We start from the raw sequence: 26719 nt of genomic DNA on the forward strand, positions 1-26719 counted from the left end.
TTCATCCACCTCTCAATAAGTATGACGCTGCTCTAACGATAGATACCGCGCACTTATTATACATACTATATCATTTTGGGTTCATTATGACAAACTCGCAGCGGCTTTCTATATCTCGTTTTCTTCCAGAAATTTGATATCGAAGTCACCCTTAATAAATGTCGGATGCTCCAACAGCTTCTGGTGAAAGGGGATCGTCGTATGAATGCCTTCGATGGCGAATTCGGACAGCGCCCGCTTCATTTTGGCGATCGCTACCTCCCGTGTAGGTCCCCAAACGATCAGTTTGGCGATCATCGAATCGTAATGCGGCGAAATCGTATACCCTGGATAAGCCCCGCTATCGACGCGAACGCCCGGACCACCCGGCGGCAAGTAAAAGCCGATTTTGCCCGGAGATGGCATAAAGTTGCGGGTAGGATCCTCGGCGTTGATCCGGCACTCGATCGACCAACCATTCAGCTGAATGTCCTCCTGAGTGAAGGAAAGCGGATTCCCCTCGGCCACGGAAATCATCTCTTGGATCAAATCGACGCCGGTAACCATTTCGGTGACCGGATGCTCCACCTGAATCCGCGTATTCATTTCCATGAAATAAAATTGTCCGTCCAGCCCAAGCAAGAATTCCAGCGTTCCCGCACCGGAATAGTTGACGGCTTGCGCGGCTCGAACCGCAGCCTCGCCCATTTCCCGCCGTTTCTCCGGCGAAAGCACCGGGCAAGGTGCCTCTTCGACCAGCTTCTGCCGACGGCGCTGTACGGAACAGTCGCGTTCGCCTAAGTATACGGCGTTGCCATGCTTGTCGCCAATGATCTGAATTTCCACGTGTTTCATGCCGGTCAAATACTTCTCAAGATACACGCCGGCGTTACCGAAAGCTTTCTGCGCTTCCTGTTGGGCCGTCGTAATTTGCTTGATCAACGATTCCTCGTCTTCGGCGATACGGATCCCTTTGCCCCCGCCGCCGGCCGTCGCTTTGATGATAACCGGATATCCGATGTCGCGCGCCACCATGACGGCTTCATCCAGATCCTCAATCAAACCGTCCGAGCCGGGAATGACGGGCACGTTCGCTTCTTTCATCGTTTGCTTCGCCATCGCTTTATCCCCCATGCGGGTGATCGCTTCCGGAGAAGGCCCAATGAATGTAATGTTGCAGGAACCGCAGATTTCTGCGAAGTCGGCATTTTCAGCCAGGAACCCATAACCGGGATGAATCGCATCACACTCTGTCAAAGTCGCTACGCTCATCAGGTTCGTCAGGTTCAAATAACTGTCCTTGGACAGCGTGGGTCCAATGCAATAAGCTTCGTCGGCCAAGCGCACATGCAGCGAATCCTTGTCCGCTTCGGAATAAACCGCCACGGTGGAAATCCCCAGCTCGCGGCAAGCCCGAATGATCCGCACGGCGATCTCGCCGCGGTTAGCAATCAATATTTTATGGAATTTCATGAGATTCTCGTATCCTCCTTTGGAAAGCTCCTTCTTTTACTCCGGCTTCACCAAAAAGAGAGGCTGCCCGTATTCGACCATCTGTCCATTCTCCACAAGGATGTCGATGATCTCACCTTTGACTTCCGCCTCCAGTTCATTCATCAGCTTCATCGCTTCGATAATGCAGACCGTCGTCTTCTCGCCGACCTTGTCGCCGATGTTCACGTAAGGCTGGGCTTCCGGCGACGAGGAACGATAAAATGTTCCGACCATCGGCGAAGCTATGGTATGTAAGTTAGCTGCATGTGCAGCGGAATGGGCTGCTTCCGTCGCTTGGGGTGCCAATACGTTCTCTTGTGGGGCCGGTACCGATACGGCAGCCTGAATATTTTGCGGAACTGCGGTAACCATCTGTGGCTGCACGTGAACGACTTCGCTCACTGCGTTCTTGCGAATGCACAAGCGAGCGCCTTCATTTTCAATTTCTAATTCATGCACGGACGTCTGGTCCAGCAGTTCGATCAATTCTTTGATTTCACTCAGCTTAAACATATTCTCACTCTCTCCTTCAGCTTTGTAGGAAAAGCCTTGGCCTTAAACCATAAGCCTTCTCGGCTCATAACTTTATGTATTATATCATAATCGATCAAAATGGAAAGAGTCCAAGTTACCTCGGACCCTTCCAGAGATCGGAACCTATCGGTCCCTAGTTTTAAGAGCTGTTATCCTTATTGCGTCACGTATTGTACGCTGACTTTATCCTGGGATACGCCTAGTTCCTTGATCACCAGGTCCATGATGCTTACGGCTTCTTTCGCTTCCATCTTCTCGCTGACAACGACCACTTTGTACTTGTCGTCCGCTTCCGTTACGACGGCATTGGCGTACTGCTGTTTGAGTCTTTCCTCGATATCATAGATTTTTGCTTCCTTCTCTTCCAAAGCGCTTAATTCTTGTTGAGCCATTGCGGCTTCGTCCAACGTTTTGTTCTCGTCGCCAATCGCTTGCATCAGCTCTTCCTGCTTCTTCATGTTGTCTTGGGTCCGGGCGAATTGGTACGCGTTCAGCGTGTCCGTGGAGGATACGCCTTGGGCTTCCAACTGACTCAGCACATCTTCATCCGTTGCCGCTGGCTTCTGCTCGTCATTCGTAGTAGCCGGGGTGCCTTCCGCCGCTTTACCGGCATCCGTCGTTTGCGTATTATCGGAAGTCGCAACGTCATCGGTTTTCGCTACGTCCGCCTGTTCCGTTCCATCGTTGCCGGCAGTTGCTTCGGTTTGATCTGCAGCCGCGGTGTCGTCCGTAACGATGCTGCCGTTCTCACTTCCGTCCGTCGTCACTTCCGACAAGATCACGTCATCCCCCGCCGCATTTCCGTTCATCCCGTTATTTGTCGTACTAACTTGCTGTCCGTCGGTTGGCGTCGAAGTCTTCGGACTATCCTCCGTAAACAGGTAGTAGGCAGATAAAATGACCATCAAGCTCAGCATGGATACCAGCCAAATCGTTTGTCTTTTGGATTTCATAATGGAATTCCTCCTCAAAATTATTAAAAATAAACGTTTGCTTCCTGATTATTAATTATTGAGATTGCTTGCGCGGTACGACGGAGATCCGATAAGCCGGCACGTTCAGCCCCTTTTCGACGGCATCGACGATCAGGCTTTTCACCGTTTTGTTCTCCGCTCCCCGTGCTACAATCAGGACGCCGCGAACCTTGGGTTTGATCTTCTTGGTCACGATCGGCTGCTCGCTGCCTGAAGCCTCATAGGTGACGATCTGACCGTCCCGGGTATATTGGGTGATGTGCCGTTTGCCTCCATCCGCATCGCTTTCTTCCGTTAACTCCTGCGAATCCTTGATGTTTCGCTGAACTACGATCTCCTCTGTCGAATCAATGGTGACAAGCACATCCACCGCACCGACTCCCACGATTTTTTCCAGGATTTCCTTGGTCTTGCCTTCGAGCGTCATTTCGATGCTGCTGAAATCATCCTCCCCCGTTCCGCCCGTGGTTCCTGACGATCCGGCGATTTCCTGCATCATAGGCGGTTCACGGCTCCCTTCGCCGTTGGGTTCCAGCTGTTTGACGTTTACGAAGGAATTGAACAGCATAATGGCGATCCCGACCAGCCCGAGGATCAGCAGCCAACGAAACGTACTTGCGGTTTTTTTGCCTTCCGCTCCCCGGCCAAGCCATTGCTCCAGTTTCTTCAGCCATCCCGGCACTTTCATCACCTCCCGGCGTTATCTTCGGTTAGATTTGCGGCCCCAAGGACCGTGACTGCCTCTTTATCTACGCCCCAGTTCTGCCGGAGCAATTCTTCGATTTGCGAGACCAACGGGGTTGCAGCCGACCCGCCATCGTCTTTGGAGTTGTCTCTGGATTCGGCAAGTTCCCCTGCTATTTCGTCTTCACCGGATCCGGCCATCGCCGTACTTGTCTGTGATTCGGCCTGGCCTAGCGCGCCCCTGGGTTCACCGGAATTCTCTTTCGTATTCACGCTGATCTGGATCTTATCTACCGGTGCGATCGATACCTCCGGCCCCCGTCCGGCTGCCCCGGGATCAGCGCCCTCCTCTTCCGGCTTGACCTGCGCCATGACGACCTCGACCTCAGAGATCACCGGCTCCGCAGCAGGCGGAGTTGTTCCGGTAGTGCCGGCTTGAACTTTTGCGGGCTCTGTTTTTAGCTTCACCGTGACCCGGTCGACTTGCTGCCCGGTCGAACGTTCAATTTGTTGCTTCATTTGTCTCGCCGCCTCCTCCCCTGCCCATGCGAGCGCTTCGGATTCCTGCTTTTGTCTTAACCTCTCCCCCTGCTGCAGGATCACCTCCGTGCTTGGGCCCGGTGAATCGCCCCCCAGTCCGTCCCAACTGGTCGCAAACGCGGCCTCCAGCTGGTCTTTGGCATCCGCCGAGAAGAAGCGCATCACCGGGGATAGCAGCGTCAGCAGGATCAGCAGGCTGACCACGAATTTGACGTAGCGCTCCATCGCGCGGTTGGGCAGCAGCAAATCGATAAACACCGCAATCAGTACGATGAAGATAATTTCTCTCAGCCACTCCGCCAGCCAATCCATGCATGATCACCACCCCTTGTAAAGTCGTTCTTGTCCGTAAGGCGTCTCACCTCATCATGACGGTGATGTTCCCGGCGGTCAGCATGATCGTGATCGCCAGGAAGAACATCATGCCCACCGCGGCCAGCGCCGCAAAAACGTACAGCATGCTCTTTCCGATCGTTTCCAGGCAAGTGATGACCGGCGAATCTCCAAGCGGTTGCATGACCGCCGCAGCCAGGTTGAAGATCAACGCCAGCGTGATAATTTTGATCGCCGGAAAAGCGCAGAGGAACAGCAGGATGATGACCCCGACCAAGCCGATCGAATTTTTGACAAGCAGGGAAGCCGAGATGACCGTGTCCGTAGCATCGGCAAATACCTTGCCGACGACCGGTACGAAATTGCCTGTTAAGTATTTGGCCGTCCGCAGCGTGACCCCGTCCGCCACTGACCCGGCGATGCCTTTGACGGAAATCACGCCGAGAAAAATGGTGAGCAGTACCCCTAATAAAGCCATGCTGACCGTTCGCAGTAAATTGGCGAGCTGGGTGAGCTTATATTTGTCGGACAACGAGCTGACGATGTGCAGCACCGCCGAGAAGAACAACAGCGGGAAGACGATCGTATGCACGGTCGTTCCTACTGCGTGGACCATAAACACGACCAATGGATGGGTCACCGTCACTGTCACCGCATTTCCAAGGGAGGCCAGAAGCGTGAATAGCAGCGGTACCATCGCCATCATGAAGTCGATCATCCCGCTGATCGCATTCGTGGCATACGTGATCGCCACATGAAAACTGTTGATCGCCAGAACTAGAATCACCATGTAGCAGATGGAGTAGGCCACTTTGCTCACCTGCTTGCGTTCGAACGCGGTTTGCAAAGTTTCAAGGATCATGCTGAAGATGGAAAGTAGCACGATAGTGACCAAAATGTGCCCGTTGTAAAGGACTTCATGCCACATATATCGCATCAGACCGCCTAGTCCCGATTTTAGACTGAAGCTTTGATCCTGTTGCAGGAGCATATCCATAAAAGACGGAACCTTCTGATCCGGGAAAAATCCCCCGTAATCCTTCATCAGCTGCTGCCAATACCTTTCGACCTGATCGGTTGGAAGCTCCTCGGCCTGGCGCTGGATCCAGTTATCTCCTTCCCCTTCGGCAGAGGCGATGACGGGCATGTACCAAAACAGCAGCACTCCTAGCAAAATCAAGAGCAGCGTCGTGCCGCGCCATCGTTCATTCGTAGCGAGCATAAGTCCTTCTCCCCAATCTGATGCAACCTTCTATGCCGGCAGCAGCTTGATGACCGTCTCGATAATAATGCTGATGATCGGAATGGCGAGCACCATGATGAGCACTTTTCCCGCCATCTCGATTTTGCTGGCGATGCTCTCTTGTCCGGCATCTCGTACGATTTGCGCACCGAATTCGGCGATATAAGCGATTCCGATAATTTTCAGAATCGTCTTCAGATAGATCATCTGGACTCCGGACTTATCGGCCAGATCCTCCAATACCTCAATGATCCCGCCGATTTTACCGATCAGATACAGAAAGATCAGAACGCCCGTGCTTGCGGCGATCAGGAATGCGAACATCGGCTTTTGTTCCTTGACGACCAGGACCAGCACGGTTGCGATGAGCCCAAGCCCTACAATTTGGATGATTTCCACGGTGCGCTCACCTACTGGAATAAGAAGATCGATTTGATTTCCTGAAACAGACTGTCAAGCAGCCGGATGACCATAAACAGGACGACAACGAACCCGATCAGCGTCACCCAATGCGCCATGTCCTCTTTTCCCATCTGCTTCAGCACCGTATGGATCATGGCGATAATGATGCCGATGCCCGCAATCTGAAAAATGGCGTTCACTTCTATGTTCATTGATTTGGCACCTCACTAACAATTTCACAGGCGACAATCAGCCGTGGAGGGAAATGGTATTCAGTAGAACAAAATGACGATGAACGCTCCGCACAATAGACCCAAGCTTCGATACATTTTCTCATAGCGGGCTTGTTCTTCCCGTGCCGTCGATTCCTCGCTTTCCAGCTGCCGCACCGCCGTGGCCAAGTGGCCCAGCTGGTCTTTCCGGTCGCTTGTCCCGAGTGTCAAGCTGAGCTGCCGGATGACCTCTTGCTCAGGCGCCTTCATGGCGGTATATTTCCACAGCTTCATAACGGCTTGCTCCAGACTTTCTTGGGCGGTCCAAGGGTGGGCCGAACTCATGTTGTCCGCCGCATTAACGAAGATCGCCCGGATCGGCTCCCCGCTTTGCTCCCCGATTCTCCGAAGGGCGTCCGGCAGCGGGGTGAAGCCGTACATGATTTCCGTTTCAAGCCGTTTTAAAGCAAGGATGAGCCGCCGGATTTGGCTGGGCCGGGCGGCAAATTGTCTGGCCTGCATGAAACCTGCCAAGGTGGCGGTCAGCAGAACGAGTACGGCGCCAAACATTTTAAACATACTCTTCCCTGCCTTTCCAACCGGGTGCGGCCGCCGGAATGCCGCGGCGTTTGCCGTCCCACAGCTTGAATGCCAGACCCTTGTCCGTCCGCGCCAGTACCGCGTACATTTGGAAGAAGGAGCTTTCCGTGAGCTTGGACAACGCAGGGCGGGCCGCCAAATCGTCCACGCTCGATCCATGCGCCGTGGCGATCACCCGCACACCGGCGTGAAGCGCCTCAGCTAAAGCCTCGGCATCCTCCGGTCGGCCGATCTCATCAACGATAAGGACATCTGGCGACATGGAGCGGATCATCATCATAATCCCCTCGGCCTTCGGGCAACCGTCCATCACATCGGTACGCGGACCGACGTCAAAGCCGGGCACCCCCCGCTTGCTGCCGGCGATCTCCGAGCGTTCGTCGATCACCCCGACCTTCAATCCAGGCCAGGACGCTTCGGGATGCCCCCAGGTTCCGCTGCTGATCTGGCGGGCCAAATCTCGGATCAGCGTCGTTTTCCCTTGCTGCGGCGGCGACAGGATCAAAGTGTGATTCACCGTTTTGTGCCTGAAATCCAGCAGCTTCGGCAGGATGGGATCGGCGATGCCTCGAATCTCCCGGGCAATCCGCACGTTAAACCCACTGATGTCGCGCAGATGCTCGACCCTTCCTCCGCTCAGCAGGGTTCTGCCAGCCAGTCCAATCCGATGTCCGCCCGCGATCGTAATAAACCCTTTGCGAAGCTCTTCTTCCATCGTGTAGAGCGAATGGTTTGTGATCAGATCGAGCAGACGATTGCCGTCTTGCTTGCCCGGCTTGTACGCAGCGTCCGGATTCCTCGTCATCTCTCCGTCGGGCGTTAGAAAGTAGTAGCGGCCGCCTGCGTTAATCTCTAGCGGTCGTCCCTCGCGAATGCGGATCTCTTCCAAACCCGGAAAGATAGAAGGCGGAAGCTTGAGCAGCAAAGCCCGGAGATTGTCGGGAAATACGGTTAACCAACTTGGGTTCATAGACGTACCCCCAAAACTCTTACTTTCATGCATCTCTTAATTGGTTTGTTTTTTGCTATATGACATGTGTATGCTTGTACTTTGCCATTATGCTAGGGAACTCTATCATTTCTTTAAAATACCGATTAAGAGACACGCCACGCCGCAGCCAATCCATACCATCTTGCCCCAGGAAAGTTTGTCGGCGATGCCGGCAAGGCCGATGGACGTAGTGATGAGCAGAATGGTTGGCCCAACGAATGCTAGCGCCGAATTGACGGCGAGCGCTTTGTCTACCCTTCCCAACTTAAGCATCAGCAGCGCAGCCAGGATCTCGACTGTTCCCGAGAAGATGCGTAAGGCCGCCATACTTGTCACGAATTTATCAAGCATATGTACCTCCTTCTTGTCCCATCCGTTCTCTTAACGATATGCCCGACAATTTCTATTTATTAAAAAAAATCCCCCGAAGCCATAGCTCCAGGGGATTTCGTTTTGATATTTTCCAGGGTACCGTAAGTTACCGGCGATCTTGCGGCCCGCCAACGAAAGCAGTGCTCTCCGCATCTAAACCGTAGGCCGTATGCAGCGCGGTCACGACTTCGTTCAGCTTGCTTCCGTCGATGACGCAGGACACCTTGATTTCCGAGGTACTGACCATGACGATATTTACGCCTTGCTTCGAGATTACGTCGAACATTTGCGCTGCGACGCCCGGATGGCTAACCATGCCGGCGCCAACGATCGACACCTTCACGAGTCCTTCCTCAGACGTGACATTCTCATACGGCAGGTCGCCACGGATGCTTTCCAGTACTTTCACCGCTTTGTCGCAATCGGACAAGGCCACCGTAAAGGAGAAGTCTGCTTTACCGTCCGTTACACCGCTTTGAACGATGATGTCCACATCGATTTTCGCATTGGCCAGAGAGCCGAATACCTTCGCCAGCACGCCAGGGACATGCGACACGCCCAGAATGCTGATGCGGGCCACATTCTTATCATAAGCGATTCCGCTGACTACCACACCTTGTTCCATATTGACTTCCTCCTTTACAACCGTACCTTCATGATAGTTAAAGCTGGAGCGGACCACGAGCCGGACCTTGTTGTGCTTCGCATATTCCACCGCACGGGGGTGCAGGACCGCAGCGCCTAAGTTCGCGAGCTCAAGCATTTCGTCGTAAGAAATTTCATTCAGTTTACGGGCATTCTTCACAATCCGCGGGTCGGTGGAATAAATGCCGTCCACGTCCGTATAGATCTCGCAATAATCTGCACCTGTCGCTGCCGCCAAAGCTACCGCCGTCGTATCGGAACCGCCGCGACCAAACGTGGTGATCTCCCCGCCCTCGGTCATCCCTTGAAAGCCGGCGACGATGACGATATTCCCTTCTTCCAGCGATTTCAGCACTCGATCCGGCTTAATATCGTTGATTCGGGCTCTACCATGCTCTGCTTCCGTGCGGAAACCGGCCTGCCAGCCCGTATAAGAAACGGCTTTAGCACCAAGCGCGTCGATGGCCATCGCCAGCAGCGCGATGGAGATTTGCTCGCCGGTTGTCATCAGCATATCCATTTCCCGCAGAGGCGGATTCGGATTCAACAGCTTCGCCTGATCAATCAAATCGTCCGTTGTATCGCCCATCGCAGAGACCACTACCATGACCTGATGCCCTTCTTGCTGTTTTTCCACAACGCGCCGGGCGACGCGCTGCATACGCTCCGTATCGCCTACAGAGCTACCTCCAAATTTCATCACGTATAAAGCCAAGTCAGACCCTCCCTAATGGTGCTCCGAATTGGAGCGTTCAGCCCATTAAATCCAGTAACGCTTTAAACCAGTATAATACGAAAGCCCCGAAGTTCGTCAATGGTTTTGCGGATATTAACAAAAATTCCCCCACCCAGGTCAGGTGGAGGATACCGCTTGATGGACAAGACCCCGCCTGAAGCGGAGCCTTGTACCAAACAACCGCAGGGAATTCTATGCCCGCGAGATGTATTTGCCTTCGCGTGTATCGATGAGGAGCACATCATCTTCGTTAATGAAGAGCGGAACTTGAACATTCAAGCCGGTTTCGACTTTCGCGTTTTTGGTTGCGCCGGTAGCCGTGTTCCCTTTGATCCCCGGTTCGGTTTCAATTACCTTCAGCTCGACGCTGTTCGGCAGGTTGATCCCGAGAATTTCGCCTTGGTAGCTGACGATCTTGACGTTCATGTTTTCTCTCAGGAAGTTCAGCTCCCACTCCAGTTGATCCGAAGTCAACGAGAACTGATCATAAGTTTCGTTATCCATGAACGTATGCTCTTGGCCGCTGGCATACAAGTATTGCACGTCGCGGTTTTCAATCATCGCCCGGCCAATCGTTTCACCGGCGCGGAATGTTTTTTCCACCGTGTTGCCGTTACGCAGGTTTTTCAGCTTGGAGCGGACGAACGCCGCGCCTTTCCCCGGTTTTACGTGTTGGAACTCCAACACCGTATAAATGTCGCCGTCCACCTCGACGGTCAAGCCTGTTTTAAAATCGTTTACTGAAATCACAAAAGTACCTCCTCAAGTGGGTTAACATCTCTATTAAAATTGAAAAATACCCAAAATTCAAGCGGCCAACGTAAGCTGCTGTTTCCCCCAACCTTGGAGTCCCTGCGAAACCACGTACAGCCGGGTGCCGGCTACATCAAACCGTCGTCACCCTTATTTTAGCCGAGCGCGATGAAATCCTTCGTCGACTCTGTCAACCGGCGGATTCCGGTCTCCGTGATCACGACATCGTCCTCGATGCGAACGCCGCCGATCCCCGGCAAGTAGATCCCCGGTTCCACGGTGACGACCATCCCCGGCTTCAAGACCGTGTCGCTCGCTTTGGATACGCGAGGGGCCTCATGCACTTCCATCCCGAGGCCATGCCCGGTGCTATGGCCGAACTGATCGCCGTAGCCGTAACGGGTAATGACGTCACGCGCCAAGGCATCGGCTTCCCGCCCAGTCATCCCCGGACGCAGGAATTCCAACGTATGCAGTTGGGCTTCCAAGACGATATCGTATATTTCGCGCAGCTTGGCGGTTGGTGTTCCCAAAGCAACCGTCCGTGTAATATCAGAGCAATACCCCTTATACAAGGCGCCGAAATCCATGGTTACCAGCTCGTTCGTTTGCATGATGCGTTCGCTTGCTCTGCCATGGGGCAGAGCGGAACGTTCCCCGGAGGCCATAATCGTATCGAAGGAAGGACCCGTCGCCCCGTTCTTCTTCATGAACGTTTCCAGCTCCAGCGCGGCATCCCATTCGCTCATTCCCGGCTTCAGGACGTCCAACATATGCAGGAAAGTCCGGTCAGCCAGTTCGGCTGCTTCTTTCATGATCGCCAATTCCTCAGCGTCCTTGAAGATGCGCAGCTCTTCTACCATACCGCTCAGCGGAACAAGCGTCACCGGCTGCAGTTCGCGCTCGTAAGAACGGAAGGTGGCAAACACCATTTGCTCTTCTTCAAATCCAAGCCGATCGATGTTCTCTTGTTGCAGCAGGCTTTGGATGGTTCCAGTGACCGATGCACCATGGTCCACAATTTCAAACCCGGGCGCTTGTTCGGCCGCCTGTGTCAAATAACGGAAGTCCGTTAACAGCCAGGCTTGTTGATGCGTAATCAGCACATAGCCGGAACTTCCCGTAAATCCCGTCAAATAGCGGCGGTTCACTTCTCCGGTAATCAGTACGGCTTCGATCTGCTGCGATGTCATCGCTTCGCGGAGCCGGGTTACACGTGTACTCGCCATAACTAACTCTCCCTTATTATAAGGTAGTTCAAAATGCCATCTTTGGATCACGAAGCATTGGCTGGGATGCGAGGTCGGCGTCGAATCTTGAATTCAGCCGGTCCAAGCCGATGCTTCCGAAGCATGTTTCCTTCGGAAACATTTCAGTTGCTCACGTAGCTTGCAGCTACGCTCCGCTACTCACTCCCTAACTTCATCCAACCTTCTCGGTGCTCCAAACCTGCCCTTTTGAACCTTCATTTGAATCGGTAGTTCAAAATGCCATCTTTGGATCACGAAGCATTGGCTGCGTTGCGAGGTCGGCATCGAATCTGCCACATGAATCCAAGGAATTCCTGCAAAAATACAGTTATTCTCTTGAAAAAGGGCAACATCGGCCAGGCCCCTGAATATTGGACACTTTAGGATCAAACCTTAGTTCAGCTCAACTATACGGCGACTTTAAACGCGTTTACTTCGTTTCTCTCCAGTTTCACTGCAAATTCAGCGGGAGAGTAGCCATATAAACTCATGTGAATTCGGCGGTTATTGTAAAAGTCCATGAATTGGTCAAGAACATCGAATGCTTCTTCAAAACTCATAAAGATGTGCCGCTTGAAACACTCACGCTCCAAGATACTGTGAAATGACTCAATGTACGCATTTTTGTTTGGAGTTCGGTTCGGTGTTCTTTCATGGATCAGTAACTCTTTGTTGTTCTCGAAAAACTCTCTAAACTTGTGGCTCTTGAACTGCGGGCCATTGTCGGTACGAACAACTAGCGGCGTTTCTTGGGTGTACACGCCTCTTTTTAAGAGGGATTTGTGTAGTGTGGTAAGCAGATCCTTCGTCTTGGACTCCTTGCCGCGGTATTGTCCAACCACATTACGGTCGTAGACATCGATAATACTTGCGGTATAAAAGTAACGTTCCAGACCGGCGATATAACCATATTTAATATCCATCTGCCACAGCTGGTTGGGTCCTGTAACCTCCATATTGTTTGCGAGACGGCGCGGATAAGACTGTTTAGGTTTTACCGGCTTGCCTAGGATATCGAGCTCCTTGCAGAGCCTGTACACCTTCTTCTTGTTAATCTTAAGATGATGCTGCCGGCGTAAGGCAATCGTGAGTTTCCGGTATCCATAGGCGGATTCCTCACTTTCCAGCAGCTTCATAATCAGGTGTTTAATCCGCGGATCGGCCACCTTCCTCCCTTCAAAGGTATAGGAGTATCCGGGTACGGGACGCCCACCTTGAGGGGCTTGTTTAGGATTCGTATGCTTGAGCGAATAGTAGTACGATGAACGCGGAACACCACAGATTTTAAGCACAGGAGCTACCTTGTAGCCCTTTAGGATCCATTTTCGGGCCACTTGAATTGGATGTGGGGATACTTTTTTTTTACAAGATCTCGAAGTATCGCGATCTCCAGTTCTTTCTCGCCAAGGAGTTTCGCTGCCTGTTCATATTTCTGCTCCCACTCTTGAGCCGTCTGTGGATCATTAAGATGCTTTATGTCCTTTTTCTTACCCATGTTTATCTCCACCTCATCCCTATATTGTTTCACCCACTTGTACAAGGAATAGGGGGAGATTCCATGTTTGCGAGCTGTTAAAGCCACATTCCCCCTGTCCAGTGCCTCCTCGACGACCTGTATTCTTAACTCGTCGAACTTGCTATGCTGAACTCTCATACGGACTACCTCCGGCTAATATTTATTGTATATTGTTTAGCCTGAAAGTGTCCAAAGTGATTAGGGGGCTTTATAGACATCACGTGAATACCTGCAAAAATACAGTTTTATTTCGCAAAAAGTGACTATAACGCTCATTCAACCCAAAATCCCTGCATTTTTGCATCTTTTTTCGACTTAAGCTCCAATATCGCCCGAAATTCCTGCACTTTTGCAGTTATTCGTCTCAAGCCAACCGGTCGAATCCAAGGTCAATTCAAGGTCACTTGGTTTAGAAACCTCCGGCTATCCCCGTTCCAAATGCCGTTTCAACGCCAGCAGTCCCATTTCATAGCCATAGGATCCAAATCCGGAGATTTGACCGACAGCGATCGGCGCAATGACCGAGGTATGACGGAACGCCTCGCGGGCATGGATATTAGACAAATGAACTTCGACCACAGGAATTTTCACCGAAGTCAGGGCGTCCCGAAGCGCATAGCTGTAATGCGTCAACGCACCTGGATTCAGCAGAATTCCGTCCGAGTTTCCGTAGGCGGCGTGAATTCGATCAATCAGCTCGCCCTCATGGTTGGACTGAAAGAAGGAAAGCTCCAGCCCGTTTGGCACAGCCAGTTCCTTCAGCTTATCTTCGATATCACCGAGTGTCTCGGATCCGTAAACGCCGGGCTCGCGTACGCCAAGCATGTTTAAGTTCGGTCCGTTCATGACGAAGATGCGATACAAGGCGGCTCCCCCTTTCCGAAAAATAACCAAAAATAATTTTAACATAGGAGGGAGTCGCTTGAGAAGCTATAACTTTTCGGACGCTCTCTTATTGAAGCGCATGCTGCTCGCGGGCTTTGTTCGGTTCACGCGACCGTTCGTCCGTATATTCCTCCGCCGTGGTATAGCCGATAAACAACCCCCACAGTAAATACAGGCAAAACTCGCTGATGATTGTGGTCCGTGACAGATCGCGCAGCGGAGGAATCAGATCCAGCAACGGGCCGAGCACCCCGAACAAAATTCCCCACCAAGCGATGCCGTATAAGATCCCCGGGCCCGGGCCTTTCAGTTTACGGAACGCTACCACATAGAGGATCGTCGCCAGAATGGACAACACGATAAACGACAGCCATCCAATGTAATATCCAGCCTGACTGTTCAGGAACGAATTTTTGAAGAATGGCTCCACCAGATAGCCGGGCAATACCGAAGTAAAGCTCATATAGAAAAATAAGCCTTTGGCACCCCCCCAGATCAATCCGGCAAACAATCCGATCTCCAACGCAAACATCCAAATGTTGGTGTTTTTACGCCGCTGCTGCCGCCATGGCTGAACCCTCGCATGTGATTTTTCCTTGTTCGCTTTCATTCGCATCCTTCCTTTCCATAGAAATATTTACATTCGTTTTTTTGAAGGTTAGTATGTGCATTTCCAAAAAGACTAAACAAACTAGAATTTGCCCGCAAAGTCCGTTACAATGGAATCATTACAAATCTTGATGTCACGCCGCTTACGCCACACAAAACTCATATATTGTAGGAAGGTGAAAGTTTTGCCTGAACAATCTGCACCGACGATTTACGGCGGCCAAGCCGTTATAGAAGGCGTCATGTTCGGTGGAAAATATGTCAACGTAACCGCCGTTCGCCGGAAGACCGGGGAAATCAGCTTTTTGGAGGTCCCTAAAGAAGACAAGGATTGGGTCAAACGGCTGCGCAAAATCCCGCTGATTCGCGGAATCGTCAGCATTGTCGACTCCAGTGCCAAAGGTTCTAAGCACCTCAACTATTCGGCAGAGGCGATGGCCGATGACGAAATGGACCCGGAAGAACGCGCCAAACAGAAGGAAAAAGAGGAGTCCGGCTTCTCCCTCACGATGCTGCTTGGGGTTGCCGTGGTCGGCGTCTTGTCCTTTATCGTGGGCAAGCTGATTTTCACTTTGGTACCGGCACTCTTGGAACAATACTTGTTCCAGCACGCTTTTGCGAGTCAAACACTGCACTCCCTCATCGAAGGCGCGATCAAAATCGTCCTGTTGCTTGGTTATCTGTGGCTGATGTCGCAGACGCCCGTCATTAAACGGTTATTCCAATACCACGGGGCAGAACATAAAGTCATCTCCGCGTATGAAGCAGGGGAAGATTTAACCCCGGCCAATGTGCAAAAATACAGCCGTCTGCATTACCGCTGCGGCAGCAGCTTTATTATTTTGACAGTCATTGTTGGCGTTATCATTTATTCCTTGCCTATATTCAGTTGGGACTCGCTTTGGGAACGCGTATATATCCGCGTGCTGTTGCTCCCGCTCGTCATTGGTCTTTCGTTCGAAATGCTGCGATTCACCAATGCGGTTCGGGACATTCCGATTCTGCGTTTCCTCGGGTATCCGGGTCTATGGTTGCAACTCTTAACGACAAAGGAACCGTCCGACGATCAAGTCGAAGTATCCATCGCTTCGTTTAATCGGATGCGTGAGTTAGATGCTCAATTGGAACAAGTCGGCGTCCTCGAGACGCCAGTTGGTTCGGCTTTGGATCCCTTGAAAGGATGAGGTAACATGAAAAAACAAGGCATCATGTTTTGGATCATCGTCCTCTTGGTCGGCGTCGGCATTATCGACAGTCTCTTTGTGAGCCATCGGATCCCTTGGAGTAGCATTATCGTTCCGGTCGCCGTCATCGGCATCGTCTTTCTACTGTACAAATTCCCGCCGCGGAAATACCGGAAAGCACAGCCGAAAATCAAACCTTCGGCGCGTACAATGGCCAAAGTGGCCGCGGAACGCAAGCCTGCCCGAAGCGATAAACGCAAAGCGTATCCGTTTCAAGTTATTGAAGGGCAAAAAGGCAAGAGCGATGACGATTTGCCTAAATATCATTAAAATGTAAAAGGACGGTGCCGCTAAAATTGCGGTACCGTCCTTTTGGTTTATTTTAGCGCGGCGAACGCTTGCTGATACTTCTTGAACTGATCCTCGTACAACTGCATGTTCCAACTGCCGAAGAATCGGTCTCCGGCCAGAAATCCCGATTCGAATAACAGCAAGCTTTCCTCGTCGCTGATATCGAATTGTGTCGTGCCTATGCCAAGCGTTGGAATCTTAATCGTCCGATAACGATTGGGCTGCTCGATGTACCGCTCGTCATGAGCGGACAGCATCGTCTCTACGATCGCCTGCAGCATCGTAAACGGACCGGTAATGCCATGCGGCTTATTCGTATTTTTGCCGACCATTTGAAAGCCGACGGTCGGAATACGCCTCTCCCCGTGCCGTGGCTCATCGCGATCAAACAACCATAATGGAAAATTGCTGAGCAGTCCGCCGTCAACGATGTGTAGAAACTGCTCGGCGAACGGTTTGCCTTTCGCAAGCTTCGGCGGCAGCCGCAACAGCACCGGATCAAAGAAATAGGGAATGCTGCAGCTCATGCGAACCGCTCGGGCCACTTCGAATGTCGCCGGATTGAGACCGATGTTATGCAGGTCGTCCGGCAGTACCATGATTTTCCCGCTTGTGATATCCGAGGCGATAATCGTCAGCTTCCCCGGGGGGAGATCACCAAATGTGCGAATGCCTTTGGCCAGCAGGATCTGGCGCACCCAATCCTCCAGTGCCTCTCCGGCATATAATCCTTTCTTGAGGAGCACACGGAGGGCCGGACCGATCAACGCCAGATTAAAGATCGGCGCACGCTTCAGAAATTTTGAAAACGACGTGGTCAAGATAAGTTCTTTCATTTCATCAGCCGTATAGCCTGCAGCAATCATGGAAGCGATAATCGAGCCGGACGAAGTTCCGGCCACACGATGAAACCGCGCGCCGTATTTCTCCGCCGCCCTGACCGCACCGGCCAACGAAATCCCTTTGACCCCGCCGCCTTCAAACACTCCGTTCATTAGCATCAGGTGCCTTCCCCCCAACCTACATCAGTCTATTGCTTATGTATGTTGGGAGGGGCTGTACGTATGCCTATAGCTGCCTACATCCCATAATAAGACTGCAGCAGCGGGATCAAGCCCAGCGGGTTCTTCCGCAGATCCTTGGCGCTAAAGAAGATGCTGCCGCTGATTTCGGGAACTTGGCGGTTGTAATTCAATTGGTCGATGATTTCCTGCGCGCTGGACCATCCAATCTCCGGTGTCCCCAGCTTATATGGCGCGTGGCCGATATAGAGCTTCACGTTTGTACCTCTAACCTCGCTGGCCCACCAGTCCGCCAGCAGGTCATACCGAACCTCTTTGCGCGTCATACTCCAATAGATCTGCGGAGCCACATAATCGATCCACTCGTGTTTGATCCAGGTACGAACATCGGCATATGTGCTGTCGTAGGCCGTAACGCTGGCTTTCGTATCAGAACCCGTTAAATCGTTCGACTTGTTTCGCCAAACCCCGTACGGACTGATACCGTAAGACGCGCTTGGTTTGGCTTGGGCAACGCTTTGTCCCAGCTTCTGTACGAACTGATTGATGTTGTCCCGGCGCCAGTCGCCCTTATTTGCGATTTTCTTGACGTTATAGGCTTTAAACGCCGCATCATCCGCAAATATCTTTGAGGTCGTTTCCCCGGTTGGATAGAAATAATCGTCCAAATGAACTCCGTCGATATCGTATCCGTTCACGACTTCCATGATCGCGTGAATGACTTGATCCCGGGCTTCCGGAATCCCCGGATTGATGTAAAGCTTGCCGTCGAACTTTACGATCCATTCCGGATGCAGGTTCGCCACATGATTGGCCGGAAGCTTGCTGGCGTCGCCGCCTGTGCTGGCACGGAACGGATTAAACCAAGCATGGAATTCCATGCCGCGACGGTGCGTCTCCTCAATCAGGAACTGCAACGGATCATATCCCGGATCCTTTCCAGCTGTTCCTGTCAAATAGGAGGTCCATGGCACCAACGAGGACGGGTAGATCGCGTCCGCCGACGGGCGCACTTGAACGAATACCGCGTTCATGCCCATCGCCTGCACTTCGTCCAGCAGTTGAACGTATTCGGCTTTCTGAGCTTCCACCTTACCGTATGAGCTTTTGCTTGGCCAGTCCAGGTTTGAAACGGTGGATACCCAAACGCCTCGCAGCCCATTAGCGGTATCGCCCGAAGCCGGAGGCTGAGGAACCTCGCCTTGCGGAACTCCCCCGCCTGTGCCGGGAACCGATGGCTCTTCCGCAGATCCACTCGTCAGCGAAATCGTGCGAGTTTGTCCATTCCAATCAACGGCAATTCCAAGCTGCTCACTGACAAAGCGAAGCGGGACCATCGTTCGTCCCGAACTGATCTCTACGGACGCTTCAAGGCGAATAGCGCTACTGTCCACTTGAACCGTGGAATCCCCCACTGTAAGCACAATCGTGCTGCCGTCTTTTTGAATCGTCGCTTTTTTATCGGTTTGGGACCAGGCCACCTGGGCTCCCAGGTTTTCGCTAATCACCCGAAGGGGGACCATGGTGACGTTCGCTCCGGGCTTAATGTATGGCGAAGTATCGGAGGACAACTCGACACCATCGAGAATAATCCGAATGTCGGATGAGGCAGCTGCCGGCGTATTTCCGGAATAAGGCCATAAGAAGAGCAACACAAGAAAAGGAATAAACCATTTACGAAATTTCATCAGAATCCTCCACATCATTCTTTATGTACGGACAAACCGCGTTACTCTCTTTAACGTCTGGCAGAGGTCAAGAGTTGCGCTCCTGGGGGCAAAAAAGAAAAAAGCATCTGCCTTATCTTCAAAGACAGATGCTTCTTCTATGATTCGCTAATCAGTTCCTGATGGACCGTCTCCAGGTCGCGGATGCGAGAGGTGTCGCGCTTGAAATACTCCACTAGCGTTGCAATACGTGTGATGGAATCCCAGCTTAAATGATGCTCAATGCCTTCGACGTCTTTATAAATGTTCTCGTGTTCAACGCCAATCATGCCAAGGAACTCCTCGAGCAGTTGATGTCGGTCCACGAGCCGTTTGCCGATTTTTTTTCCTTTGTTGGTCAAGACAAGGCCCCGGTACTTCTCGTAAATCAAATATTCATCCTTGTCCAATTTTTGAATCATCTTCGTGACGGAGGAAGGATGAACCTCCAAACCTTCCGCGATATCGGACACGCGCGCGTATCCCTTCTCGTCGATCAGTTTGTAAATACGCTCCAAATAGTCCTCCATACTGGGCGTTGGCATCTATCGATTCCCTCTTTTCCATGAGTTGACGCGGACAAACATGTACACGCAGGTTAACATTACTCTGTTAATGATACATGTTCTGATTGTCCGTTGGCAAGTGCGCATCGGTACACTTTCCTATATCCAACCCTAGAACTTCAACCATTCGGGCGTGATTAGCTGCAGCCAAATGGTGATTTGGGCCATGCGGTTCGTGAAGAGCAGCACCCCCATCAGCAGCATCAAAGCGCCCCCGATTTTCATCATGATCGCGGAATAACGGAGGATCCATTTCGTCGAACCGATAAAGAAGGCCAGCGCAAAAAATGGTAAGGCAAATCCTAGCGTATACGCGGTAATGAGTCCTATCCAGGTTCCCGGCTCCGTCACAGCCAGCGCGATAATCGCCGCCAGGATCGGTCCAACGCAAGGCGACCAACCCGCCGAAAAACCGATCCCGAAAATAAATGATCCAACATAACCGGCAGGTTTGAACTTCAGGTCCATTTTTCGTTCCTTCAGCAAAAACCGCGGTTGGAAGATCCCCATAAGAAACAAACCCATGCAAATGATCAGAATAGCGGATAATTGCCGGATCAACCCGCGGTATTGATTAAAGAATTCTCCAAACAAACCGGCGCCGAACCCTAATGTGTAAAAGACGACGGAGAAACCGAGGATAAACGCCAGCGTATGCGTCATCGTCCGGAACCGGACGTCTCGTTTGCTTTGCTCCGTCTTCAACTGCTGCACGGACATCCCGGTGATATAGGACAAATAAGACGGATATAAGGGCAAGCAGCAAGGCGAAATAAAGGAAGCTACTCCCGCGCCAAAAGCAAGCCCGAGATGGATGTCGGCCATATGAACCCCCTATGTACCCTTGCGGGCTAGGCGGAAAATCCCCGTTTGCCCAGCAAAGTAAGTATCAACATACAGATCAGCAGCAGCACGATCGTGGCACCCGGTGCCAGATTCCAGATGCCCGCCACAATCAATCCCGCCACGACCGCAATTTCGGCTATGATGACGGAGAATAGAACGGACGTCTTAAAGCTTCGGGCGATCAACAGACTGCAGGCGGCTGGAATCGTCAACAAGGCCGAGACTAATAAAGCGCCAACGATCTTAATCGCGGTGCTGATTACCAACGCCGTCATGACCGTCAGCAGCAAATTCAGCAGCTTTACCGGAAGGCCGCTCACCGAAGCGGCATCCTCCTCAAAGGTGAGCAAGAAGAACTCCTTAAAAAACGCCGCGACGACGATGACCACTACCAAGGTGACGCCAAATGCCACGTACAAGTCCGTCGTATCCAGCGTATAGATACTGCCGAACAGATAACTGACCACATCTGTATTGTAACCCATCCCTAGTGTGAAGAACAGGGAAGCTAGCGCAACGCCCCCGGACATGATGATGGCTATCGACAGCTCGGCGTAGCCTTTATAAGCTTTGCGCAGCTTCTCGATCGCAAACGAGGCGATCACCGCAAAAGCTAAACCAACCCCTACGGGGTATACACCAACTAAGAAACCTAAGGCCACCCCGGCAATCGTCACATGGGCCAATGTATCCCCGATCATCGATAGGCGGCGCAATACCAGAAAGATCCCGATCAGCGGTGCCGTCAGCCCAATAAGCAGACCTCCAGCCAGCGCTCTTTGAAAAAAATCAGCGGATAATATTTCCAAAATCAACAACTCCTAAAAGTTTTTCGAAGCAAAACGGCCTCGAAAGCGTAGGCTAAACCAACGAATGCTGTAGGTCCGGGATCGCGCAGTCCTGCTCGTGCGAATGACGCACGTAAAATTTAATCGCCCCGCAATGCTCACGGGGTTCATGGCCCAGCTGACCTTCGATCATGCTGATATCATGGGAGACCATCAAAAACGTCATATGATGATGGGCGTGCATATGAAAGATTAATTCAAAAAAGTCGGCTTGCGTCTGTGCGTCGATACCGACTGTAGGTTCGTCTAAAACGAGCAGATCCGGTTTGTTGACGAGCGCCCGCGCCAAAAATACACGTTGCTGTTGGCCGCCCGAAAGCTGACCGATCCGTTTATCCTGGATCTCGCCGATTCGCATTACTTCCAGCGCATCATCGCATTTACGTTGCTCCTCGCGGCCGATGCGGCGAAACAGCTTCTTATTGTTGTATAGGCCGGACATCACGACTTCGCGGACCGTCGCCGGAAATAGCGGGTTAAAGGCGTTCTTCTGCGGCACATAACCGATTCGCTCCCAATCGCGGAAGCGCCGAATTGGTTCGCCAAACAAGCGGATTTGCCCTTCCGTCGGCTGCAGCAAGCCTACCATCATTCGCAGCAGCGTCGTTTTCCCCGCGCCGTTGGAACCGATCACGCCAACAAAATCCCGCTCACGAACTCGAAAGCTGAAATCGTTGATGACCTTTTGCTCTTGGTAAGCAAAGGAGACGTGGTCGAGCTCGATTACACTATCATGACAAACGGCTTCCTGTGCCGTATTTGCGTCGGATATCATTTATATAGCGTCCTTCCGGTACATGTAGTTTTCTTCTTATTGTAGAGCTTGGATCAGATTTTGCAAATTTTTCTCCATCAACGTAAAATAATTGTCCCCCGCTTGTGCTTGGTTTTTCGTCAACCCTTCCACCGGATTCAAGACCAAGGTCTCCACGCCAGCTTCGGAAGCCAGCGTTTTGGCTAACTTATCCGATACAAGCTCCTCGAAGAAAATATAGCGGATGCCCTCTTCCTTCACCATCTTCGACAGGGCTACCAGGTCCTGAGCCCGCGGCTCGGCTTCGGGCGAGAGCCCCATGATCGCATGTTGGGTTAAGCCGTAATCCCGGCACAAATAGCCGAAGGCCTGGTGGGAAACGACAATCTCCTTGTTTGGCAGCGCGGATAATTGCTCGGTAAACTTGGCATCCAGCGCCTGCAATTGTCCAATCAACTCCTGATAGCGGGCTTCATAGGTTGCCTCATGAGCCGGATCTACCTCAATGTAGTTGTTCTTGATATTCTCCGCCATCACGATTGCGGATTTGGGGCTAACCCAAGTATGCGGATCGACGTGATGGTCGGCTTCCTCTCCCTCATGCCCCGAGTTCGACTCCGATTCCTCGCCATGTCCATGACCATCGTCCCCATCCGCTTCGATCAAATCAATGCCTTGGCTGACCTCCACGGTTTGCACCTCTTTGTCACCGCCCAAGCCTTTCAGGAAGTTCGGGACCCAGCCCTCCAGCCCTGCTCCGTTATACAAGAACAATTGCGCTTTGGACGCATTCAAAATATCCTGGCTGCGCGGCGTCCAATCATGCGGCTCGACCCCCGTGGGCAGCAGGTTGATAACGTTGGCTTCCTCTCCCCCGATCGCTTTGGCAAATTCGTAAATGGGATAAAAGCTAGTGATGACGTTAACCTTCCCCTCCACGATGGTTCCGCTGTCCGAACTCTTTCCGCAGCCCGACAAAGTCAGCGTGATGGTAAGCAGCGCCACCGCGAGGATCAGCGCCCGCTTGGATCTATGTATAAGCATAAATAACTCCCTCTCTTAATCGTAATGATTACCAACAAGGATTATAGGGCCATTCTCCTACGATTGTCAACCTCTATTATTCTTCCTTTAATGAAGACGCCACAAACAAAACCGCCAGAGGGAGTTCCCCTGGCGGTCGCATGACACCGATATTTTGACGCGTTGATCACGTCTGCAAACCTTGCTTACTTGACAATAGCGCCGTTCGGCATCGAATCCGGCACCGTCGCCAACGTCAGTTGGTCGCCTTGCGAAGCGGCCAGAATCATCCCCTGCGACAACTCGCCGCGCAGCTTCACCGGCTTCAGGTTGGTCACGCAAATCACTTTGCGTCCAACGAGTTCTTCCGGCTTGTAAAACTTAGCAATGCCGGACACGACCTGACGTTGTTCGTAGCCCAAGTCCAACTGCAGCTTCAGCAGCTTGTCGGCCTTCGGTACCGGCTCGCAAGCCAGTACCTGCGCTACGCGCAGCTCCACCTTGGCGAAATCGTCGATGCCGATTTCCTCCTTCGGCTCTGGCTGTTCCACCGCCGGAGCTGGAGTCGACGCCGCAGCGTCTGCCGGAGCTGCGGCCTCTGCCGCCGGCGTGCCTCCGCTCATCGAGCTCGAAATGAACTCGATTTCCTGCTCCGCGTCAAGCCGCGGGAAGATCGGCTCACCTTTGACAAGCTTCGTTCCAGCCGGGAGTCGGCCAAACGTCTTGGCGCTCTCCCAGGTCGTGAGCTCCCCGGGAGCGATCCCGAGCTGCGCCCAGATCTTCTTCGGCGCTTGCGTCAGGAACGGCTGCAGCAGAATCGAAGCGATCCGCAGCGACTCGGCCAGATGCGCCATCACCGAAGCAAGTTCGCCTTGCTTCGCTTCGTCTTTAGCCAGCACCCATGGCTGCGTCTCGTCGATGTATTTGTTCGTGCGGCTGATAAACGCCCCGATATAGGTCAGCGCCACGGAGAATTCCATTTTCTCCATCACCTCTTCCACCTTGCGAACCGTATCCACCGCCACTTGTTCCAACTCGGCGTCAAACGCCGTTGCATTAGGCTGATAAGCCGGTACTTCACCGCCAAAATACTTCTCAACCATCGCCACCGTCCGGTTCAACAGGTTACCAAGGTCATTGGCGAGATCGGAATTGACCCGCTGCACAAAGCTTTCTGGCGTAAACGAACCGTCCGAGCCGAATGGCACCTCACGCAGCAAATAGTAACGGGTCGCGTCAAGCCCATAGCGGTCGATCAGTGCATTCGGGTCCATGACGTTGCCCTTCGATTTGGACATTTTACCGCCCTTCATCAGCAGCCAGCCATGACCAAACACCTTCTTCGGCAATGGCAGTCCCAACGCCATCAGCATGATCGGCCAATAAATCGTATGGAATCGGACGATCTCCTTGCCAACGAGGTGTACATCTGCCGGCCAAAACCGCTCATACAGCTCCGGATGGTCCGAGCCGTAACCCAGTGCTGTGATGTAGTTGGACAAAGCATCGATCCACACGTACACAACATGTTTCGGATCGCCTTTGACCTTCACGCCCCAGTCGAATGTTGTCCGCGACACGGCCAAATCTTCCAATCCCGGCTTGATGAAGTTGTTGATCATCTCGTTCTTTCGTGACTCCGGCTGAATGAAATCCGGATTTTCCTCATAATACTTCAGCAATCGGTCGACATAATTGCTCATCCGTAAGAAGTAACACTCTTCCTTCAACAACTCCACGGCGTGGCCGCTTTCCGGGCTTTTCCCGCCGATCACTTTGCCTTTGTCGTTACGAACGACGTCAACCAGCTGCGATTCCGTATAATAGGTCTCATCAGGAATGCTGTACCAGCCCTCGTATTCCCCTTTGTAAATATCCCCCTGCTTCAGCAGTCGGTCAAAAATCTCCTCCACGACCACCTTATGCCGGGGTTCCGTCGTGCGGATAAAGTCGTCATAAGAAATGTCCAGTTTATCCCAAAGCTGTTTAATCCCCGCCACGATCCCATCCACAAACTGCTGCGGGGTTTGGCCTTTTTCCTTCGCTTTCTGCTCAATCTTCTGCCCGTGCTCATCCGTCCCCGTCAAATAGCGGACATCAAAGCCGCGCAACCGTTTATACCGCGCCATGGCGTCCCCGGCTACCGTCGTGTAGGCATGGCCGATGTGCAACTTATCGCTGGGATAATAGATCGGTGTTGTAATGTAGAATGTTGGTTTGTTGGTGGACATTGTACCGTCATCTCCTTTAGAGGTTGTTCTAAAAGTCAGCTTTCCATCACGAAGCCATTCATGAAGCGAAATCGACGTCGAATCTTGAATTCAACCGGGCCTTCCGTTGCTCTCGTAGCTTCCAGCTACGCTCCGCTACTCAGTCCCTAGCTTCATCCAACCTTCTCGGTGCTGGAAACCTGACTTTTTGAACTTTCATTTCATTCCAATTAAAACAAAAAACTCCCGCCCCATCATGGGGCGAGAGAGTTCTCACGCGTTACCACCCAAATTCCCCGTACCTTCGCAGGCAACGGGCTCCATTGGTCGAAACCGACCGTCCGTTAACGCCGGACCGTACGCCATTCCCTTACCCGTGCGCTGCGCAGAACGCATCCCACTCGGCTCGAAAACGGTTCCTCCCGGACCATATTCCAAAGATGTTCCAGACCGGTTTGCAGCTTCCCCGGCTCTCTGTAGCTGGATCTTATCCCTGTACTCATCCGTTCACTGGACACAATAGAAGTTGTTCAAAAAGTCAGCTTTCGATCACGAAGCAGTTCAAGAAGAAAACTCGGCGTCGAATCTTGATTTTTTTGAACTTACATTTTAATTTGAACTTACGTTTTATATTAAAAAAATTTCCAAACCGTGTCAAGCCGCCTCGGAGCCGGCCTCTTCCCCGAAGCGATCAGGCTTGTCCGCCATTCAGCGGCGGCGTGCCTTGCTCGCCCCCGGGCTTCTTCTCCGCCTTAGGGGGAACCGGGTCATATCCGCCCGGATGGAACGGCTGACATTTGACGATCCGTTTCGCCGCCAGCCAGGAGCCTTTCAGCGGGCCATGCACCTCGATCGCCTCCAAAGCATACGCCGAGCAGGTCGGATAAAAACGACAGGTTGGCGGTTTCAGCGGCGAAATAAACTTGCGGTAGACATGGATCGGGGCCTGAAACGTTTTGCGGACCACGCCCATCTCAGGATACCTCGTTGGGCTCCGGCGCGGCATCCTGCGGTTTGCCGTCCGGACGACAGTTTTTGCAATACCCGAAAACCTCGAATTTATGCTTCACGACCTGGAACTGCTCCGGCGCGTCCGTCAGCGGCATCGGGCAGAAATGGATCGGATACGTCTTCTCGCACTGGAGGCAGATCATATGATGGTGATGATGCCCCTCGCTGCTGCAGCTGGCTCTGAACTTGAGGCCGTCTTCAAATACGACCTGCTCCAGCACGCCTAGCTCCTCCATAACCCGGAGATTGCGGTATACGGTATCGAAGCTGAGACCGCTGTACTCCTTGCCCATATATTCATAGACATCCTTTGGGGTCAAATAACCGTCCCGCTCGGCGAACAGCTTGGCCAAGCTTTTGCGTTGGTCGGTAATCCGCAGCCCCCGGCTGGACATCACTTTAATAATTTCTTCGGTCGACAGCATGTGACATTCCTCCCGTCTACC

30 protein-coding genes are annotated in these 26719 nt (G+C 52.4%); 2 read left to right on the forward strand and 28 right to left on the reverse strand.

Annotated elements, in window-relative coordinates; genetic code table 11:
• Positions 1-108: 108 nt before the first annotated feature.
• The 18 genes from accC to IM700_RS08100 all read right to left on the reverse strand — a co-directional run bounded on the left by accC (position 109) and on the right by IM700_RS08100 (position 14753).
• Positions 109-1452 carry an acetyl-CoA carboxylase biotin carboxylase subunit gene (gene accC, locus IM700_RS08015; RefSeq protein ID WP_193415927.1) on the reverse strand — a complete coding sequence of 448 codons (1344 nt, stop codon included), beginning with the start codon at positions 1450-1452 and terminating at the stop codon, positions 109-111.
• A 36-nt stretch (positions 1453-1488) separates the two neighbouring features.
• Positions 1489-1986: an acetyl-CoA carboxylase biotin carboxyl carrier protein gene (gene accB / locus IM700_RS08020; RefSeq protein ID WP_193415926.1), complete on the reverse strand. Its 498-nt coding sequence runs from the start codon at positions 1984-1986 to the stop codon at positions 1489-1491.
• A 176-nt stretch (positions 1987-2162) separates the two neighbouring features.
• Entirely contained in the window at positions 2163-2960 is a 798-nt protein-coding gene (locus IM700_RS08025) for a SpoIIIAH-like family protein (protein ID WP_193415925.1), read from the reverse strand.
• Between the two features lie 55 nt (positions 2961-3015).
• Complete coding sequence (gene spoIIIAG / locus IM700_RS08030; protein WP_193415924.1) at positions 3016-3663, reverse strand: stage III sporulation protein AG; 648 nt, start codon at positions 3661-3663, stop codon at positions 3016-3018.
• A gap of 5 nt (positions 3664-3668) precedes the next feature.
• A complete protein-coding gene (gene spoIIIAF / locus IM700_RS08035; RefSeq protein WP_193415923.1) occupies positions 3669-4517 on the reverse strand; it encodes a stage III sporulation protein AF in 849 nt (282 codons plus the stop codon).
• A 46-nt stretch (positions 4518-4563) separates the two neighbouring features.
• Positions 4564-5760 carry a stage III sporulation protein AE gene (gene spoIIIAE, locus IM700_RS08040; protein ID WP_193415922.1) on the reverse strand — a complete coding sequence of 399 codons (1197 nt, stop codon included), beginning with the start codon at positions 5758-5760 and terminating at the stop codon, positions 4564-4566.
• Positions 5761-5790: 30 nt separating this feature from the next.
• The gene (gene spoIIIAD / locus IM700_RS08045; protein ID WP_068785165.1) at positions 5791-6180 is read right to left on the reverse strand and encodes a stage III sporulation protein AD; all 390 of its coding nucleotides are present in this window, start codon (positions 6178-6180) and stop codon (positions 5791-5793) included.
• 11 nt (positions 6181-6191) lie between these two features.
• The gene (gene spoIIIAC / locus IM700_RS08050; RefSeq protein ID WP_009225775.1) at positions 6192-6395 is read right to left on the reverse strand and encodes a stage III sporulation protein AC; all 204 of its coding nucleotides are present in this window, start codon (positions 6393-6395) and stop codon (positions 6192-6194) included.
• Positions 6396-6455: 60 nt separating this feature from the next.
• Positions 6456-6974: a stage III sporulation protein SpoIIIAB gene (gene spoIIIAB / locus IM700_RS08055; RefSeq protein ID WP_193415921.1), complete on the reverse strand. Its 519-nt coding sequence runs from the start codon at positions 6972-6974 to the stop codon at positions 6456-6458.
• Complete coding sequence (gene spoIIIAA, locus IM700_RS08060; protein ID WP_193415920.1) at positions 6967-7965, reverse strand: stage III sporulation protein AA; 999 nt, start codon at positions 7963-7965, stop codon at positions 6967-6969. Before spoIIIAA ends, spoIIIAB begins: the two co-directional genes overlap by 8 nt.
• A gap of 105 nt (positions 7966-8070) precedes the next feature.
• Positions 8071-8337, reverse strand: coding sequence for a YqhV family protein (locus IM700_RS08065; protein ID WP_193415919.1), 267 nt, complete (start codon positions 8335-8337; stop codon positions 8071-8073).
• 127 nt (positions 8338-8464) lie between these two features.
• Entirely contained in the window at positions 8465-9718 is a 1254-nt protein-coding gene (locus IM700_RS08070) for an aspartate kinase (protein WP_193415918.1), read from the reverse strand.
• A gap of 213 nt (positions 9719-9931) precedes the next feature.
• A complete protein-coding gene (gene efp / locus IM700_RS08075) occupies positions 9932-10489 on the reverse strand; it encodes an elongation factor P (RefSeq protein WP_193415917.1) in 558 nt (185 codons plus the stop codon).
• 158 nt (positions 10490-10647) lie between these two features.
• On the reverse strand, positions 10648-11721 hold the full coding sequence (locus IM700_RS08080) for a M24 family metallopeptidase (protein WP_193415916.1): 1074 nt from the start codon (positions 11719-11721) through the stop codon (positions 10648-10650).
• Positions 11722-12149: 428 nt separating this feature from the next.
• A complete protein-coding gene (locus tag IM700_RS08085) occupies positions 12150-13076 on the reverse strand; it encodes an IS3 family transposase (protein ID WP_336244886.1) in 927 nt (308 codons plus the stop codon).
• Positions 13055-13396, reverse strand: coding sequence for a helix-turn-helix domain-containing protein (locus IM700_RS08090; protein ID WP_155608892.1), 342 nt, complete (start codon positions 13394-13396; stop codon positions 13055-13057). Before IM700_RS08090 ends, IM700_RS08085 begins: the two co-directional genes overlap by 22 nt.
• Before the next feature lie 285 nt (positions 13397-13681).
• On the reverse strand, positions 13682-14122 hold the full coding sequence (aroQ, locus tag IM700_RS08095; RefSeq protein WP_193415914.1) for a type II 3-dehydroquinate dehydratase: 441 nt from the start codon (positions 14120-14122) through the stop codon (positions 13682-13684).
• Between the two features lie 88 nt (positions 14123-14210).
• The gene (locus tag IM700_RS08100; RefSeq protein WP_193415913.1) at positions 14211-14753 is read right to left on the reverse strand and encodes a YqhR family membrane protein; all 543 of its coding nucleotides are present in this window, start codon (positions 14751-14753) and stop codon (positions 14211-14213) included.
• 184 nt (positions 14754-14937) lie between these two features.
• On the opposite strand from IM700_RS08100, the gene IM700_RS08105 reads away from it, so the two are divergent.
• Together IM700_RS08105 and IM700_RS08110 are read left to right on the forward strand one after the other, a co-directional pair.
• Positions 14938-15936: a DUF1385 domain-containing protein gene (locus IM700_RS08105; RefSeq protein WP_239483695.1), complete on the forward strand. Its 999-nt coding sequence runs from the start codon at positions 14938-14940 to the stop codon at positions 15934-15936.
• A gap of 6 nt (positions 15937-15942) precedes the next feature.
• Positions 15943-16266, forward strand: a complete 324-nt coding sequence (locus tag IM700_RS08110; protein ID WP_155605473.1) for a hypothetical protein — start codon at positions 15943-15945, stop codon at positions 16264-16266.
• A gap of 47 nt (positions 16267-16313) precedes the next feature.
• Here the strand turns inward: IM700_RS08110 and IM700_RS08115 are convergent, their stop codons facing one another.
• From IM700_RS08115 to IM700_RS08160, 10 genes are all read right to left on the reverse strand, one after another.
• Complete coding sequence (locus IM700_RS08115) at positions 16314-17288, reverse strand: patatin-like phospholipase family protein (protein ID WP_193415912.1); 975 nt, start codon at positions 17286-17288, stop codon at positions 16314-16316.
• A 77-nt stretch (positions 17289-17365) separates the two neighbouring features.
• Complete coding sequence (locus IM700_RS08120) at positions 17366-18997, reverse strand: family 10 glycosylhydrolase (RefSeq protein ID WP_193415911.1); 1632 nt, start codon at positions 18995-18997, stop codon at positions 17366-17368.
• Positions 18998-19134: 137 nt separating this feature from the next.
• Positions 19135-19560: a transcriptional regulator MntR gene (mntR, locus tag IM700_RS08125; protein ID WP_193415910.1), complete on the reverse strand. Its 426-nt coding sequence runs from the start codon at positions 19558-19560 to the stop codon at positions 19135-19137.
• 132 nt (positions 19561-19692) lie between these two features.
• A complete protein-coding gene (locus IM700_RS08130; protein ID WP_193415909.1) occupies positions 19693-20406 on the reverse strand; it encodes a cytochrome c biogenesis CcdA family protein in 714 nt (237 codons plus the stop codon).
• Positions 20407-20432: 26 nt separating this feature from the next.
• Positions 20433-21236 carry a metal ABC transporter permease gene (locus IM700_RS08135; RefSeq protein WP_193415908.1) on the reverse strand — a complete coding sequence of 268 codons (804 nt, stop codon included), beginning with the start codon at positions 21234-21236 and terminating at the stop codon, positions 20433-20435.
• A 52-nt stretch (positions 21237-21288) separates the two neighbouring features.
• Complete coding sequence (locus tag IM700_RS08140) at positions 21289-22050, reverse strand: metal ABC transporter ATP-binding protein (protein ID WP_193415907.1); 762 nt, start codon at positions 22048-22050, stop codon at positions 21289-21291.
• Between the two features lie 36 nt (positions 22051-22086).
• Entirely contained in the window at positions 22087-23073 is a 987-nt protein-coding gene (locus IM700_RS08145; protein ID WP_193415906.1) for a metal ABC transporter substrate-binding protein, read from the reverse strand.
• A gap of 185 nt (positions 23074-23258) precedes the next feature.
• Positions 23259-25283, reverse strand: a complete 2025-nt coding sequence (metG, locus tag IM700_RS08150; RefSeq protein WP_193415905.1) for a methionine--tRNA ligase — start codon at positions 25281-25283, stop codon at positions 23259-23261.
• A 670-nt stretch (positions 25284-25953) separates the two neighbouring features.
• Positions 25954-26235, reverse strand: coding sequence for a membrane protein insertion efficiency factor YidD (gene yidD, locus IM700_RS08155; RefSeq protein ID WP_155605483.1), 282 nt, complete (start codon positions 26233-26235; stop codon positions 25954-25956).
• 1 nt (position 26236) lies between these two features.
• On the reverse strand, positions 26237-26698 hold the full coding sequence (locus IM700_RS08160; RefSeq protein ID WP_059043638.1) for a Fur family transcriptional regulator: 462 nt from the start codon (positions 26696-26698) through the stop codon (positions 26237-26239).
• Between the last annotated feature and the right edge of the window lie 21 nt (positions 26699-26719).

This window comes from Paenibacillus rhizolycopersici (genome assembly GCF_014947195.2).
Taxonomy (GTDB): domain Bacteria; phylum Bacillota; class Bacilli; order Paenibacillales; family Paenibacillaceae; genus Fontibacillus; species Fontibacillus rhizolycopersici.